This is a genomic window from Neisseria mucosa, from assembly GCF_003044445.1.
Classification (GTDB): domain Bacteria; phylum Pseudomonadota; class Gammaproteobacteria; order Burkholderiales; family Neisseriaceae; genus Neisseria; species Neisseria mucosa_A.
Genome location: NZ_POWX01000005.1, coordinates 124,555 through 140,528, shown reverse-complemented (window position 1 = coordinate 140,528; position 15,974 = coordinate 124,555). Strand labels below are relative to the sequence as shown.

The 15,974-nt window shown below is 46.1% G+C and carries 16 protein-coding genes; 5 read left to right on the top strand and 11 right to left on the bottom strand.

The window, feature by feature from the left end:
• Position 1 precedes the first annotated feature (1 nt).
• The 5 genes from DBY90_RS04725 to DBY90_RS04705 form a co-directional block, all read right to left on the bottom strand.
• On the bottom strand, positions 2 to 865 hold the full coding sequence (locus DBY90_RS04725; protein ID WP_070490898.1) for a prepilin peptidase: 864 nt from the start codon (positions 863 to 865) through the stop codon (positions 2 to 4).
• Between the two features lies 1 nt (position 866).
• A complete protein-coding gene (locus DBY90_RS04720) occupies positions 867 to 2,108 on the bottom strand; it encodes a type II secretion system F family protein (protein ID WP_060974403.1) in 1,242 nt (413 codons plus the stop codon).
• 71 nt (positions 2,109 to 2,179) lie between these two features.
• Complete coding sequence (gene pilB, locus DBY90_RS04715; RefSeq protein WP_060974402.1) at positions 2,180 to 3,859, bottom strand: type IV-A pilus assembly ATPase PilB; 1,680 nt, start codon at positions 3,857 to 3,859, stop codon at positions 2,180 to 2,182.
• Between the two features lie 288 nt (positions 3,860 to 4,147).
• Positions 4,148 to 4,615 carry an outer membrane protein assembly factor BamE gene (locus DBY90_RS04710; RefSeq protein WP_049228456.1) on the bottom strand — a complete coding sequence of 156 codons (468 nt, stop codon included), beginning with the start codon at positions 4,613 to 4,615 and terminating at the stop codon, positions 4,148 to 4,150.
• Positions 4,616 to 4,682: 67 nt separating this feature from the next.
• Positions 4,683 to 5,762: a YadA family autotransporter adhesin gene (locus tag DBY90_RS04705; protein WP_234405100.1), complete on the bottom strand. Its 1,080-nt coding sequence runs from the start codon at positions 5,760 to 5,762 to the stop codon at positions 4,683 to 4,685.
• A gap of 840 nt (positions 5,763 to 6,602) precedes the next feature.
• Here DBY90_RS04705 and waaA point away from each other — a divergent pair.
• Complete coding sequence (gene waaA, locus DBY90_RS04700; RefSeq protein WP_107986609.1) at positions 6,603 to 7,865, top strand: lipid IV(A) 3-deoxy-D-manno-octulosonic acid transferase; 1,263 nt, start codon at positions 6,603 to 6,605, stop codon at positions 7,863 to 7,865.
• Positions 7,866 to 8,015: 150 nt separating this feature from the next.
• Here waaA and DBY90_RS04695 read toward each other — a convergent pair whose 3' ends face one another.
• On the bottom strand, positions 8,016 to 8,237 hold the full coding sequence (locus DBY90_RS04695) for a glycine zipper 2TM domain-containing protein (protein WP_045074239.1): 222 nt from the start codon (positions 8,235 to 8,237) through the stop codon (positions 8,016 to 8,018).
• 233 nt (positions 8,238 to 8,470) lie between these two features.
• Entirely contained in the window at positions 8,471 to 9,520 is a 1,050-nt protein-coding gene (gene aroG / locus DBY90_RS04690; RefSeq protein ID WP_107986607.1) for a 3-deoxy-7-phosphoheptulonate synthase AroG, read from the bottom strand.
• 430 nt (positions 9,521 to 9,950) lie between these two features.
• Here aroG and tsaD point away from each other — a divergent pair, with 430 nt between their 5' ends.
• On the top strand, positions 9,951 to 11,012 hold the full coding sequence (gene tsaD / locus DBY90_RS04685; protein WP_107986605.1) for a tRNA (adenosine(37)-N6)-threonylcarbamoyltransferase complex transferase subunit TsaD: 1,062 nt from the start codon (positions 9,951 to 9,953) through the stop codon (positions 11,010 to 11,012).
• Between the two features lie 73 nt (positions 11,013 to 11,085).
• Here tsaD and DBY90_RS04680 read toward each other — a convergent pair whose 3' ends face one another.
• The 4 genes from DBY90_RS04680 to grxC form a co-directional block, all read right to left on the bottom strand.
• On the bottom strand, positions 11,086 to 11,445 hold the full coding sequence (locus tag DBY90_RS04680) for a hypothetical protein (RefSeq protein WP_107986603.1): 360 nt from the start codon (positions 11,443 to 11,445) through the stop codon (positions 11,086 to 11,088).
• Between the two features lie 12 nt (positions 11,446 to 11,457).
• Positions 11,458 to 11,898 carry a hypothetical protein gene (locus DBY90_RS04675; RefSeq protein ID WP_070490915.1) on the bottom strand — a complete coding sequence of 147 codons (441 nt, stop codon included), beginning with the start codon at positions 11,896 to 11,898 and terminating at the stop codon, positions 11,458 to 11,460.
• Positions 11,899 to 12,063: 165 nt separating this feature from the next.
• Entirely contained in the window at positions 12,064 to 12,498 is a 435-nt protein-coding gene (secB, locus tag DBY90_RS04670) for a protein-export chaperone SecB (RefSeq protein ID WP_003741126.1), read from the bottom strand.
• A gap of 25 nt (positions 12,499 to 12,523) precedes the next feature.
• Positions 12,524 to 12,781, bottom strand: coding sequence for a glutaredoxin 3 (gene grxC / locus DBY90_RS04665; protein WP_003741129.1), 258 nt, complete (start codon positions 12,779 to 12,781; stop codon positions 12,524 to 12,526).
• 491 nt (positions 12,782 to 13,272) lie between these two features.
• Between grxC and DBY90_RS04655 the strand changes: the two genes are divergently transcribed.
• The 3 genes from DBY90_RS04655 (at position 13,273) to DBY90_RS04645 (ending at position 15,959) form a co-directional block, all read left to right on the top strand.
• Entirely contained in the window at positions 13,273 to 14,766 is a 1,494-nt protein-coding gene (locus DBY90_RS04655) for an Rne/Rng family ribonuclease (RefSeq protein WP_107986601.1), read from the top strand.
• Between the two features lie 136 nt (positions 14,767 to 14,902).
• Positions 14,903 to 15,187, top strand: coding sequence for a hypothetical protein (locus DBY90_RS04650; protein WP_070491006.1), 285 nt, complete (start codon positions 14,903 to 14,905; stop codon positions 15,185 to 15,187).
• A gap of 100 nt (positions 15,188 to 15,287) precedes the next feature.
• The gene (locus DBY90_RS04645) at positions 15,288 to 15,959 is read left to right on the top strand and encodes a response regulator (RefSeq protein ID WP_070491008.1); all 672 of its coding nucleotides are present in this window, start codon (positions 15,288 to 15,290) and stop codon (positions 15,957 to 15,959) included.
• Positions 15,960 to 15,974 lie beyond the last annotated feature (15 nt).

Sequence of the window (15,974 nt, the reverse complement as noted above, 5' to 3'; positions counted from 1 at the left end):
ATTAAAACCCTGATGTGGTCAGCCACCAAGTTACGGCATGATGTACCGGCTCATTAGCTACCAAAATAATCCAGCCGGCAATGGCCAAACTCGGACCGAAAGCAAAATATTGTCCTTTGGCAACCCGTCCGATAATCGCTCCAATCAGACCAATTAATGCTGCAATAAAAACCAATACAGGTAAAATGCCGGCCCCAAGCCATGCACCTAGAGCAGCCAGCAATTTAAAATCGCCGTTACCCATACCGATTTTTCCAGTCAAAAGCTTATAGATGAAACACAACAACCACAAGCTCATGTAACCGAAAACTGCACCTAAAACGGCAGATTTCAATGGCACGAATGTGCCGTTCAAATTAAACAGCAAGCCTAACCATATCAAAGGCAGGGTCAGGCTGTCAGGTAAATATTGAGTATCTGCATCGATAAAGGTCAATGCAATCAATATTGCAGTCAATATCAACCCACCGAATGCAGCCATGGTCCAGCCATATTGCCACGCCACTACGCCAAACAATATACCGGTCAATAATTCGATTAAGGGATAACGGATGCTAATGGGCGTTTTACACGAACCACATTTACCACCAAGCATCAGATAACTGACAATCGGAATATTTTGCCAAGCCTTTACCGGAGCATAACACTTGGGGCAGCGGGAATCCGGCTTCATCAAATTGAATGGTTGCTGTTCTTCTTCCGTTAATTCAAGTTGCAAATGCTCTTTCGCAAACTGAGTCCAGCCGCGTTCCATCATGACAGGAACGCGGTAAATGACAACATTAAGAAAACTTCCGATTAACAAACCAACAATGACAGCTAATGGAATAGCAAATGGCGCTAATGTATCCAAAGATTCCAACATATCAACCTACTACGTTACCGAGGTTAAACAGCGGCAGATACATTGCTACCAGGATTGTACCGATAATGGAGCCCAAAACCACCATAATAATCGGCTCCATCAGAGAAGATAGTTGTGATACAGAGTTATCAACTTCTTCCTCATAAAATTCAGCAGCCTTATTTAGCATATCATCAAGGGATCCGGATTCTTCACCAATAGCAGCCATTTGAATAACCATATTCGGGAACATATCCGTACTTTGCATACTTGAAGTCAAAGAGAGGCCTTGAGTAACTTTTGCACGGATGTCTTGCGTTGCTTCTTCATAGAGTATATTGCCGGCAGCACCTGATACAGAATCTAAAACCTCAACCAAAGGGACACCGGCAGCAAATAAGGTAGAAGTAGTACGAGCCCAACGTGCAATAGTTGCTTTACGAATGATAGAGCCAAAAATAGGCATACGTAAAACCATGGCATCTACACGTTTTTGAAATTCAGGAGATTTCTGATGCAATTTATATACACCAAATCCAATGCCAATTGCTGCAATAATCATGATCCAGCCATACTCGACAAAAAAGTCGGAAATACTCATGACTGTTTGTGTCATACCCGGTAATTCTGCTCCCATATTGGAGTAAACCTCTTTAAATGCAGGCAAAACCCAGCGCATCATTACGAAAATCAGTACAACCGCAACAACCACAATAGAAATTGGGTAGGTCAATGCAGTTTTTACTTTTTTCTTAATGGCTTGTGTTTTCTCTTTATATACAGCAAGTTTATCCAACAGGCTTTCTAAAACACCACCGGTCTCACCGGCCGCAATCAGATTACAATAAAAGCGGTCGAAATATTTTGGATATTTGGCAAATGATTTACCCAATGCACTACCTTGTTCCACATCTGCACGGACTTGCATCAACATTTCAGTCATGGATGGGTTGGAGTGTCCGCGTGCGACAATTTCAAAAGCCTGCATTAAAGGCAGACCTGCTTTCATCATGGTGGCGAGTTGACGGGTGAAAACTGTAATGTCTTCCTGAGTAATACGACGCTTTTTGGTTGCCTTTACTTTACTGATACGTAAAGGGCGTATCCCGCGGCGTTGGAGCTTTTTACGCGCTTCTTCTTCGTCTTTGGCGACTACTTCGCCTCGGACTAATTGATCCGTATTGGTATTTTTACCTTCAAACGTAAAACGTTTGCCTTTATTTTTTTGAGCGAATAAGCCTCTTTTTTGCTCTGCTTGAGCCATTTTGTTACCCCTTGGTTTAATGTTTAAGAATGAAGAAAACAAAAGTCCCCGTATTTCTTCGATTCAATGGTTTAATCGTTAGTGTGAGCAATAACTTCTTCTAATGAAGTCAAACCTTGCATAGCTTTTAACAAACCTGCGCGGCGTAAATCGACCATGCCTTCTTTATAGGCCATGTTCATAATATCAACTTCCGTACCATTATTCATAATGACACGTTGCATTTCCTCGGTAATCGGCATCACTTCGTAGACGCCGACACGGCCTTTGAAGCCTTTACCACGGCAACTATCGCAGCCGACAGGACGGTAGAGTTTCCAATCCTTTGCTAAATCTTCATCTGTAAATCCTGCTTTTTTTAATGCAGGAACTGGAGGACGCTCAACCTCACGCTTACAGCTCGAACACAGACGACGCAATAGTCGTTGCGCCATAATTAAGCTGACGGAACTGGCAATGTTGAATGGAGCGACCCCCATGTTCAACATACGGGATAGGGTCGCAGGCGCGTTATTGGTATGCAACGTTGAAAACACCATATGTCCGGTTTGTGCCGCTTTGATGGCAATATCCGCGGTTTCCAAGTCCCGAATCTCACCTACCATGATAATGTCAGGGTCTTGTCGCAAGAAAGATTTCAACGCCGCAGCAAAAGTCAAACCTTGTTTGTCATTGACGTTGACTTGGTTGATGCCGGGTAAATTAATCTCGGCCGGGTCTTCTGCAGTGGAAATATTGACGTCTTCTGTATTTAAAATATTCAAGCAAGTATAAAGTGATACGGTTTTACCGGAGCCTGTCGGACCTGTTACCAATACCATGCCATAAGGCCGATGAATGGCCTCAAGCAGCATTTCTTTTTGGAAGGGTTCGAATCCCAGTTGGTCAATATTTAAAGTTGCTGCATCAGAATTCAGAATACGCATTACCACTTTTTCGCCAAAAAGCGTAGGTAACGTACTTACACGAAAATCAATGGGGCGACCGTGTTTATGGAAAGCAATCTGAATACGACCATCTTGCGGTACGCGTTTTTCCGAAATGTCCAAACGCGCCATTACTTTGATGCGTGAAGCCAGCTGTCCGCGTACAGCAACAGGGGGTTGAACCACTTCCCTTAGCTGTCCATCTACACGAAAACGGACACGAGCCATTTGTTCATAAAATTCGAAATGTATATCGGATGCGCCTGCATTTAGCGCATCTGATAAGGTCTTGTGAATAAAACGTGGAATAGGCCCATCTTCAGCCTCTTCGTTGTCTATATAAAGCGCCTGAGAGGGCTGGGCAGCTTCTTGTTCTTCACTAATTTCTTTTAAGATGGTGGTAGAACGTTGTCCTAACCACTCCAGCAAAGAACTCAACTGATCATCCGGGACAACTACTAAATCAACCGTCACTCCCGAAGCAAAAGCTATTTTTTGAAAACTTTGGATTTGAGTAGGATCTGAAACCGCCAAATATACCTTTCGGCCGCGACGAAAAATCGGAACGCAGCGATTTTGAACCATCTGCTCCTCAGTTAAGACATCCATAACAATATTGTTACGTGGATAATAATGCAAATCCAATAGCGGATAACTAAAAACTCGCGCAACCAACTCGCCCAAAGACCTTGGGCTGATAATCTTATCCGCAAAAAGCATGGGCAAGATTTCCTGCCCCGTTTTCAATATATTATTGTAATGCTCTGCCTGGGTATTGTTGATTGTCTGGCTTTGAACCAAAACTCGTAATAATCCGATACTCATTGTTTGCTATCCGTTTCTTATTTTCTCTTTTTTTTGCAAAGAGTATGCTTATTTTATCATCCATTATGCCCAAAACATATCAGGACGTTCTAATATCATTCAACTTTGCTTTTCATTGTGAAAAATATGACACAAACGCCCCTTACCAAATTCTAAGGGATTATTATAAAACAACCACTGTCCGTGCAGAATCCCATTACACTACTATTTAAACGGTAAAAATAACAAAACCGAGTTTTGCAAAATCACAAAACTCGGTTTTAATTTATAAAATTAAACTATTACTAGTTACTGGCGGATACGTGCAGCAGGAGCTGGAGCTACCTCGCGAATAATCACTTCACGAACTACTTCAGGAGCAGACTTTTTAGGACCGCAACCTTCTGGCAACCAGAAGAATGATTGGGCATTTTTGTCTTTGTCAAACAAAATCTTGTATTGACAAGTTTTATGCTCACCGTTTTCACGGTAATTGAACAAATAATCCCACTCACGAACACCATACAAGCCTTCTTGGAAATGAGGACGACCGATCAATTCGTAAATTTGGTCTTTATTCATACCCGCTTCAATTTGACGGACGTTATCCCAATTCGGCCAAGTACCATGCTGAGTACCATCATGACGGAAGGTAGTTTTAGCAGCATCAGGCCATACAGGGTTATCAGTAGTACCTTCTTTGCTGACTTTGCTTAAATTACCACAAGCAGCCAACGTCAATGCCGCGATAACTGGCAAAATGATTGATAATTTCATGTTTTTTCCTTTATATCGATATCATTCTTCAACTGGGGTCGTTTGAACCGACCAACCCCTTCAGGCCTTACCATTGATAGCCTACGCTACCACCCCAGTTTACGTCTTTGCGTGTATTAACACTGACACCGGTTTTAACAGACCATTTGTTGTTATCTGAGTTATGAGCATAACCCACGGCAATAGCCTGTTCATTGCGATAGCCACCTACCGCAGCAGAAACCATGCTCTTACCTGCTTCATTCGGACGTTGCAAGAAGGCAATCGCAGTCGCACCGGCGATACCTGCACGCAAATCCTTATCCATATCATTCAAGCGGTTACCAATACCATTAACTTGATTTTGTAAATTGGTGATTGCAGTAGAGTTACCTTGCGAACGTGCAGCAACTTGATACAATTGACTACCGTTAATGGCATCAGTACTGGTTGTACTAATACGACCAGCAGCAACATTAGTGATAGTACGCTCACCACCCGCATAGCCAACACTAACGGTAGAACGAGGATTAGTACCTGCAAAGCCACTATAAGAGACACCATTTACAGTTGCACTATTAGTACCTACTGCTTCAGCAGTTGCAGAACCTGCACCCAAAGCAACGGAACCATCATGAGAAGCTGTCGCACGAGAGCCAATAGCTACTGCAGAATTAGCAGAAGCTTTAGACTGCAGGCCATAAGCAACACTTGACTGACCTGACGCAGAAGATGCTGCGCCTGTAGCAGTCGAATACATTGCAGAAGCTACAGCACCAGTACCCAAAGCAGTTGCACCTTGGGCAGTCGCACGGGCTTTTTGACCTGCAGCGGTCGTTACATTACCAACTGCTTGCGCACCTTGACCAAAAGCGGTAGCGGCAACACCATCCGCATTGGATAGAGTACCAACAGCGGTAGCAGACTCACCTGCAGAAGTGGTGCTGGTACCGATAGCAATACCGCTATGACCTGTTGCCTTTGTATTTACACCGATAGCCATACCGAAACGATCAGTGGCGCCATCGTTGTTATAGTTAGGGCGTTGAACACCAGCATCACTACTGATGCTAATGTAATTTTCAGCCGCAGCAGCAGATACTGCAAACAAACCGAAGGCAGCAAACGATACTGTCAATGCCGTATTGAGCGCGGTAAAACGATTCATGTGTGCTCTGTGTTTCATATTTTATCTCCCTGATAAAAACACATAATGATAGTTATCGAAAAGACCGAACCAAAGATAATATATGTTTTGCATATTATGATTGACAAATATTTGCCGTTTATCTAATATACATACCACTTATCCAATGCCTTACAAAAAATGTAACCGATTCAATCCATCTAAAACAAATAAATCAGTACAATCAAGATAATGGATCGATTTACAATCCAATCAATTTATACATGACTACATTATATTGGACTACCTGTCTTCTCATTTATTATTTTTTTTTATCATGACTTAACACGTTCTCTATATTATTAATTATTAACCGTATTGTTTGTTGCGAATATATAACTTACAATATATTAACAACTGGAATCAATAGAAAATATATATATAACGCTTGCAATTTTATGTCTAATTTTTATATAAAAAGCAATTTAAATTTAAAATAAACTAGAAACTTACCAATAAAGTTTTTCTAGGCTATTTTTATCTATAAGAATATTTCCATACATATATCCACAAATTCCCACCTTTTACCTCTACATCCCAACTTTCACACATCTTTCTACAACTGAAATATGCTAAAAAAGTGTTGTATTTAGACAAAATCATCTATTCTCATAGACGATGATTTTCCTAAATTCATCAATCTTATCCAAGAATACCTATTTCCACCAACTCCAAAATCAAATATTTCAAAATCACAAGCCCCTCTATTCAGCTATTCTCATTAGCTTTGGGTTTACTCATCCCGTCCTGTTTTAGATTGAATCGTCTATAATCCTCTCCTGATACCCTTTTTATACGCCCATCACATCTTGGAATATCATTATGATACGTTGGTTATACAATCAACTTTGGCATATCGCTCCTTTGTTTATCCGCCGTTATCTAAAAAAGAGAGCTGAAAAATCAACATCCTATTTGGAACACTGGGATGAAAGATTCGGCAAAAAAATGAGCAATCCCGTGCACCATCCGATTTGGATTCACGCCGTTTCCGTCGGTGAGACCCGTGCAGCGCAGCCACTCATCGAAGCATTACAGAACTATTTCCCAGATGTCCCTTTATTACTGACTCAAATGACACCGACCGGAAGGCATACTGCGCAAACCCTATATCCCAATGCGCAATGCCGTTATATTCCCTACGACAAACCAGAATGGGTTGTGCAATTTTTAACCGACCATGCCCCTCGTTTCGGTATTTTGATGGAAACAGAAATTTGGCCGAACCTGATGCATATGTGTGCTGAAAAACAGGTGCCGCTTTTTCTTGCCAACGCCCGCCTGTCTGAAAAATCGCAACGGGGGTATTTGAAAATACGCGGCTTGGTTGAACCTGCTATGCGCACCCTGAGCGGATGCTTTGCCCAAACTGCCGAAGATGCAGAACGGTTGCACTTGATTGGGGCTTCTAATGTCCACGTCTGCGGCAATACCAAATACGATGTATCGCTTCCCGAAGGGATGAAAGCACTTGCAGCCACATTTAAAGAACGGATCGGCAACCGCCCTGTCGTCGTGTGTGCCAGCACCCGTTTCTATAAAGGTCAGGACGAAGCGGAAATATTGCTTGAAGCATGGAAGCGCTACAAAGGGGATGCACTGCTGGTAATTATCCCTCGACACCCCGAGCGTTTTCAGACGACCTTTTCCCTTGCGGAAGATATGGGCTACCGTGTGCAATATCGCAGTGATAACCTTCCTGTCGACCAAGAAACGCAAATATGGATCGGAGACAGCATGGGAGAACTGTTTGCCTATTATTTGGCTGCAGATATTGCCTTCGTTGGAGGCAGCCTTGTGGATGCGGGCTGTCAGAATGTTATCGAACCGATTTCCTGCGGTATACCAACCTTATTCGGTTGTTCAACCTACAATTTCTCCGCTGTATGCCAAGATGCCATCCATGCAGGGGCGGCAGAGCAGGTTGGCACTGCTGAAAGATGGTACGAAAAAACCACATCATGGCTTACCAATCCATCGGAAAAAGAACGTTTCTCCCAAAAAGCCCTTGAGTTTATCGGCAAGCACCAAGGAGCAAGCAAACGCATGGCGGATCAAATCGCCAAAGCAGTTATACATCACTAAGTCATCTATCTCTCTAATTACTAAAAGGTCGTCTGAAACACGATAATCCTCGTTTCAGACGACCTTTTCTCATGGCCACTCCATCAAACAAAAACCGTTCCGACAAATGAAACGATAGGAACGGTTTGCATAATGATATTAATGAACTACTTAACGATAGCGATGTCCGTGATGAACTTGGCTGCCGATAACACCGCCCAATGCTGCGCCACCCAAAGTAGAACCGGTATCGCCGCCAATCAGGTTACCTGCTACACCACCCAATACTGCGCCGGTAGCGGTATTGCGTTGGGTTTGGTCCATACCTGCACATGCGCTCAAAGAAGCAGCGATAGCAATCAAGGTAACGGTTTTAGTCAAAGCCTTTTTCATGTTGTATTCTCCATCAGTGGGTTAAACAATACGCAAGCAGTATCTCACAAGGTTTCATTAATATGTCTTCTGATAAGTAAAGACTGTTTAAACTACGATAATTTACCCGGAGACCACCCTGAAGCCCTTGTAAATAAACAATTTATACAAAACAAAAGGTCATCTGAAAAACTGCCTGTTTTTGTTCACACACAGCCTTTTCAGACGACCTCTTTTTTGCCGCTCAAACCGGCTTAAGGAGCAACCCGTTTACGGTTTGCCGCAGCCAAAAGCGCGAGCATTTCTTCGGTAGTGTCCCAGCCGATGCAGGCATCGGTAATGCTTTGTCCGTAAACCTCGGGCTTGTCCTGTCTGCCTTCGAACAAATGGCTTTCCACCATCACGCCCATAATGCTGTCTTCACCGTTTTCCAGTTGCGCGGCAACGTCTTGGGCAACTTCCATCTGCCGTCTGTAATCTTTACGGCTGTTTGCGTGGCTGCAATCGACCATCAGCTTGGGCGACAAACCGACTTTTATTAATTGTTCCGCCGCCGATTTGACGTGTTCGGTGCTGTAATTCGGCTCTTTGCCGCCGCGCAGGATAACGTGGCAGTCGGGATTGCCGCTGGTATGCACAATGGCGGAATGCCCTGCTTTGGTTACAGACAGGAAGTGATGCGGATGACTTGCCGCACCAATCGCGTCGATGGCGATTTTCAGATTGCCGTCCGTACCGTTTTTGAAACCGACCGGACAAGACAGGCCGCTGGCGAGTTCGCGGTGTACCTGACTTTCCGTCGTCCGCGCGCCAATTGCGCCCCAAGAAATCAAGTCCGCGTAATATTGCGGCGTAATCATGTCGAGGAACTCCGTCGAAGCGGGCATGCCCATATTGTTCAGTGTCAGCAGCAAGCTGCGCGCCTGACGCAGACCGTAGTTGATGTCGAACGTACCGTCCAAGTGCGGGTCGTTAATCAAACCTTTCCAGCCCACCGTCGTGCGCGGTTTTTCAAAATACACGCGCATCACAATCAGCAATTCTTTTTCATATTTTTTGCGCAACACCAGCAAACGTTCGGCGTATTCCAACGCAGCTTTGGTGTCGTGGATGGAACACGGACCGATAATCACCAGCAGGCGGTTGTCCTTGCCGTGAACCAAATCGGCGATTTCATGACGTGTGCGGTGTACCAGTCCCGCCGCTTCATCAGAAATCGGCAACTCGTACAAATGGGCAATCGGTGGCAGCAGCTCTTTGACTTCTCTAATCTTAATATCATCGGTAGGGTATTGTCTGGTCATTGTTATTGCTTTCAAATTCAGATAAATCGAGGCATAGATTACCTTCTTTACCTGTTTTAAACAAGCCTTCTCTCAATTATTCGGCAATTTTATTTCAAAAAAGTATTTTTTATGTATTATAAAGCATTAAAAATCATAAAATATAAAAATATAAGCAATAATATTTCTATCAATTAAATTTAAAAATCAAAATTGCCGACAATCCTCCTACCCGATGCGTCTCTAAGTCTCTAATATGTCTAATGTAATCAAATTTAAATAACAAAAACTCAGACAATAAAAATGCTCGGTATAACCCGGATAGCAAACCCAATTCCGTATCATTATATGATACAGCCTCTCCCACTTCATATTCCCAAATCTCAAGCAAGCCAAGCCCACCCGAAATCCGTTAAAATACCGCATCCTTATTTTCAGACGACCTCAAACCATGTTGGTACTCGGAATCGAATCATCCTGCGATGAAACGGGGGTTGCGCTTTACGACACCGAACGCGGCCTGTTGGCGCACCATCTTCACACCCAAATGGCGATGCACGCCGAATACGGCGGCGTTGTCCCCGAACTTGCCAGCCGCGACCACATCCGCCGCGTCGTGCCGCTGACGCAGGGCTGTTTGCAGGAAGCGGGCGTTTCATACGACGACATCGATGCCGTCGCCTACACCCAAGGGCCGGGCTTGGGTGGCGCGCTTCTGGCAGGTTCGGGCTACGCCAACGCTTTGGCGTTTGCCCTGAACAAACCCGTCATTCCCATCCACCATCTCGAAGGTCATTTGCTCTCTCCGCTTTTGGCGGACGACAAGCCTGAATTTCCATTTGTCGCCCTGCTGGTTTCGGGCGGGCATACGCAGTTTATGGCGGTGCGCGGCATCGGCGATTACACGTTGATGGGCGAAAGCGTTGATGACGCGGCGGGCGAGGCGTTCGACAAAACCGCCAAACTCTTGGGGCTGCCCTACCCCGGCGGCGCGAAGCTGTCCGAACTGGCGAAGCTGGGCAACCCCGACGCCTTTGCGTTCCCGCGCCCCATGCTCCATTCGCACGATTTGCAGATGAGCTTCTCCGGTTTGAAAACCGCCGTGCTGACCGCCGTCGAAAAAGTCCGTGCCGAAAACGGCGGCGAAATTCCCGAGCAAACGCGCAACGACATCTGCCGCGCGTTTCAAGACGCGGTGATCGACGTCCTTGCCGCCAAAGCCAAAAAAGCCTTGTTGGATACCGGATTCAGAACTTTGGTCGTCGCGGGCGGCGTCGGTGCAAACTGGAAGCTGCGCGACGAATTTTCCCGCCTGAGCGTCAAAAAGCTGTCTGAAAAAGGCAAACCCAAGCCTAAGGAAGAAAAAATCAAAGTCTGCTTCCCGCCCATGGAATACTGCACCGACAACGGCGCGATGATTGCCTTCGCCGGCGCGATGAGGTTGCAGGAGCGGCAGCCCGCCGGCGCATTCAACGTCAAACCGCGCTGGCCGTTGTCGGATATTGTGAAGTAGTTCGGAACAAAGAAAAAAGGTCGTCTGAAAACTTGGGTTTGAGTTTTCAGACGACCTTTTTAGAGTATCTCTATTACTCGATATTTTTTTGTCCTTGCGGCAACTCCTGTTTTTCAACTGTCCACTGACCTTCTGCCGTCTCCTGCTCTTTGAATACGTCCTGTCCTCCTTGTTCTTTAAATATTTCCTGTCCGTTTAACAACTCTGGTTCTCCACCTGATTTCCGTTGCAGCAATAACTCCTGCTTACGCAAAGATTCTTGTTCCTTCAATAATTCCTGCTGACGTAAAGACTCCTGCTCTTTCAACAATTCCTGTCGGCGTAAAAGTTCTTGTTCCTTCAACAACTCCTGCTTACGCAAAGACTCTTGTTCCTTCAACAACTCCTGCTTACGCAAAGACTCTTGTTCCTTCAGTAATTTTTGTTGATCCAAAGATTGTCGCTCTTAAGGTTGTTCCTGACCTTCAATCTGTTTACTTTCTTGCTGCCGCTTAAATATTTCACCTTTTTTATATACTTGCCCTTTTCCATATGGCCGATAATATTCAACTAGATTGCCATTCCATCTGACGAAATAGCCCCTGTCTTGTTCATATTTCGGACAAGGTGTATACCAAGAATTATCTCCTTCCGAACAGTAACTCAAATACAGTTTTCCACCTTTTTTCACGTACCCCTTCACCTTACCGCTGCCACCGGGACCGTTTGAACGGCCTTCATACCACTCACCCGTAATTATATATTTTGGTGATTGTTTGATATTGAAATATTTACCATAAACACCACCTGGAATATTCTTTACATACCCCCAACTACCTGTAAAATCGGCAGATATTGCATTACCTATGAGCAAAGCAGCATACACCCCAAAAATATATTTTTTCATCGTAACCTTTTTATTTAATAAATAATAAACGTTTTGAATTTTATGACGTTACAGATTTCATGTCTATGCCATTGAAGATGAAATTCGGTAGCCATTCTTCAGAATTATAAAAAAGGTCGTCTGAAACATTTTTCAGACGACCTTTTGACAAACAGGGAACGCGGATTATGCGTTGCCTTCTTGTTGTTGCTGGTACATGGCTTCGAAGTTGATCGGAGCGAGCAGTACGGGCGGGAAGCCGGCGCGGGTTACGCTGGTGGAAATGGCTTCGCGTGCGTAAGGGAAGAGGATGTTCGGGCAGGCTACGCCTAAGAGCAGTTGAACGTCTTCTTCAGGGATGTTTTCCAGACGGAAGATGCCGCTTTGGGTCACTTCGTTCAGGAACATGGTACGCTCGGCGTTGAGTTTGGCGGTTACGGTAACGGTTACGTCAACGTTGTAGTAGCCTTCTTCCAGCTTCTCGCTGTTGGTGGAAACGCGCATATCGACTTCGGGCTCGCCTTGTTCCAAGAAGATTTGGGGGGCGTTGGGCACTTCCAAAGACAGGTCTTTGACGAACAGACGCTCAATGCTGAATACGGGTTGCAATTCTTCGCTCATTTTGTTTTCCTAGTTGGGTTTAAAGTTACGGGTTTAATAAAGAATCCAGCCTGCCTTCGCGGTGCAGGCCGTACAAATCGGTGAAACCGCCGACGTGGGTATCGCCGATGAAAATTTGCGGTATGCTGCGCTGCCCTGAAAGCTGCTGCATTTCGGCAAAGGCTTCGGGGCTGCGGTCGACGCGGATTTCGTTGATTTCGGCGACGCCCAGCGAATGCAGCAGCTTTTTAGCCATGGTGCAGTAGGGGCAGAACGCGCCTGTGTACATCGTAACGGTTTGCATGATTGTTTTCAGAGTTCTAACGGGGTTCACTATATGGGCATATGGTTTATTTTACAATACTTGAAATCGGCTATTTTGCCTGAATCTTTGTTTTCGGGGCGTGAGGGCTGCCTGCCGCCCATGTGCCAAAACGCCGTTTTTAAAGTATGATAAACGGCAATCCGAACCGTTTTTGCCATTTATAGTGGATTAACCTTAAATCAGGACAAGGCGACGAAGCCGCAGACAGTACAAATAGTACGGAACCGATTGACTTGGTGCTTCAGCACCTTAGAGAATCGTTCTCTTTGAGCTAAGGCGAGGCAACGCCGTACTGGTTTAAAGTTAATCCACTATATTTTCCACAAAACCGACGGCAAGCGGGTGGCAGATTAAATTTGAGTCAGAACAGCAACACAATCAGCCGATCATTTTTCAGGTTTGGCAAAGTAAAACCGGGCTGGTTCAAATTTAATCTACTATATTTCTTATTAAAAATCAGGAACTAAATCATGCTTTCAGGAATCCCCATCCCGAAGGACGCTATTCGTCCGCCCGAAACCGTGCTTGTTAACATTACGCCGCAGGAAACGCGCGTGGCGGTGTTGGAAGAAAACAATATCTGCGAGCTGCACATCGAGCGCAACAGCGGTCATAGTCTGGTCGGCAATATTTATCTGGGCGTGGTGCGCCGCGTGTTGCCGGGAATGCAGAGCGCGTTCATCGACATCGGTTTGGAACGTGCGGCGTTTCTGCACATCGTCGATGTTCTCGAACAACGCCGCAACCCCGAAGAAACACAGCGCATCGAACACATGCTGTTTGAAGGACAGTCGGTTTTGGTACAGGTCATCAAAGACCCAATCAACACCAAAGGCGCACGCCTTTCCACTCAAATCTCGCTGGCCGGGCGTTTCCTCGTCCACCTTCCGCAGGAAGACCACATCGGCATTTCCCAACGCATCGAAGACGATACCGAGCGCAACAGCCTGCGCGAACGCCTGACCAACCTGCTGCCCGAAGACGCATGCCACGGCTACATCATCCGCACCAACGCCGAAAACGCCACCGACGAGCAGCTTCAGTCCGACATCCACTACCTGACCAAAGTGTGGGAACACATTCAAGAACAAGCAAAAATCCAGCCTCCGGAAACCCTGCTTTATCAGGATTTGCCTTTGAGCCTGCGCGTGTTGCGCGACATGTTCAGCCTCGACACGCAAAAAATTCTGGTCGATTCAACCGAAAACCACCGCCGCATGACCCGCTTCGCTGAGCAATACGTTCACGGCGCATTGGGCAGGATAGAGTTGTTCAAAGGTGAACGCCCGTTGTTTGAAACCCACAACGTCGAGCAGGAAATCAGCCGCGCCCTGCAACCGCGCGTCAACCTCAACTTCGGCAGCTACCTGATTATCGAGTCCACCGAAGCCATGACCACGATAGACGTGAACACCGGCGGCTTCGTCGGCGCGCGCAACTTCGACGAAACCATCTTCCGCACCAACCTTGAAGCCTGTCACACCATTGCCCGCGAATTACGGTTGCGCAACCTCGGCGGCATCATCATCATCGACTTCATCGACATGGCGCAGGAAGTACACCGCGAAGCCGTGCTGCAAGAGCTTGCCAAAGCCCTCGCCTTCGACCGCACCCGCGTTACCCTCAACGGTTTCACCAGCTTGGGTTTGGTCGAACTGACGCGCAAACGTTCGCGCGAAAACCTCAGCCAAATCCTCTGCGAACCCTGCCCATCCTGCCAAGGCAGGGGTCGTCTGAAAACGCCGCAGACCATCTGCTACGAAATCCAGCGCGAAATCGTCCGCGAAGCCCGCCGTTACGACGTGCAGTCCTTCCGCATCCTCGCCGCGCCCAACGTCATCGACCTCTTCCTCGACGAAGAATCGCAATCGCTGGCGATGCTCATCGACTTTATCGGCAAACCGATTTCGCTGGCAGTCGAAACCGCTTACACGCAGGAACAGTACGATATTGTATTGCTGTAAAGACAATTTGCAAAGTGGATAATTTACACTATCATTTATAACAGCCGTTTGAATTTAATTAAAAATTTCTTTCTTGTACGATTTGGTGGTCAATGTTATCTTTCCTTTTTCCAAATAATGTCAGCGGTTCTAATTTATGAGTAAATCTATATCCGAATACGAAAGAGAAATTGCACTTTTGAACTTAAAATTGGACATATCACAAAAAGCTTTAGGCTTCATCTGTGATTTAGCTAGAGAAAATCCAGAATCAGCCAAATTTATCTCAGATGGAACGCCATTTTTTGCAAAAAATATGTTGGATATATATAAGCAAGAATTTAAAGATATGGAATCAGTACAAAATGAATTAATAGAATTTGTCTGTACGCTGTATTATGACATTAGGAACGATTTAGGATTTCCTATTGAAGATGAATAATTGAAGCCCAAAGTCGTCTGGAATGAACAGGCGACTTTTTTATTCGCTAAACCCTTCCTAATTTTCCCCTGCTATCCTCCCATTAATTAAGGAGAACACCATGCGCGTATTGCTTGCAGAAGACGACCACATGATTGCCCAAGCCGTAGCCGCCAACCTCAAAGACAGCGGCTATGCCGTCGATTGGGTCAAAAACGGCAGCCAAGTTTCTACCGCCCTTCAGGTGCAGAACTACGACTTGCTACTGCTCGACCTCGGCCTGCCCGGCAAAGACGGGTTGGACGTCCTCACCCAAATCCGACACGAAGGCAGCCAAACCCCCGTCCTCATCGTTACCGCCCGCGACGACCTCCACAGCCGCCTCAACGGACTGGACGGCGGCGCCGACGACTACATCGTCAAACCCTTCGACATGGCGGAGCTGCAAGCCCGTATGCGCGCCGTCCTGCGCCGCCACAGCGGCCACAGCCAAACCCTATTAACCAACGGCGCGCTCACCCTCAACCCCGCCACCTACCAAGTCGAAGTCAAAGGACAAGACAAACCCGTCCTCCTGAGCAACAAAGAATTTGCCGTCCTCCAAGCCCTGATGATGCGTCCCGGCATCATCCTCTCCCGCAGCGACCTTGAAGACAAAATCTACGGCTGGGGCGAAGAAGTCGAAAGCAACGCCGTCGATTTCCTCATCCACGCCCTACGCAAAAAGCTCGGCAAAGAACACATCCAAAACGTACGCGGCGTAGGCTGGCTGGTCGCCAAAGAGGTCGTCTGAAACCCCAATCCGCAC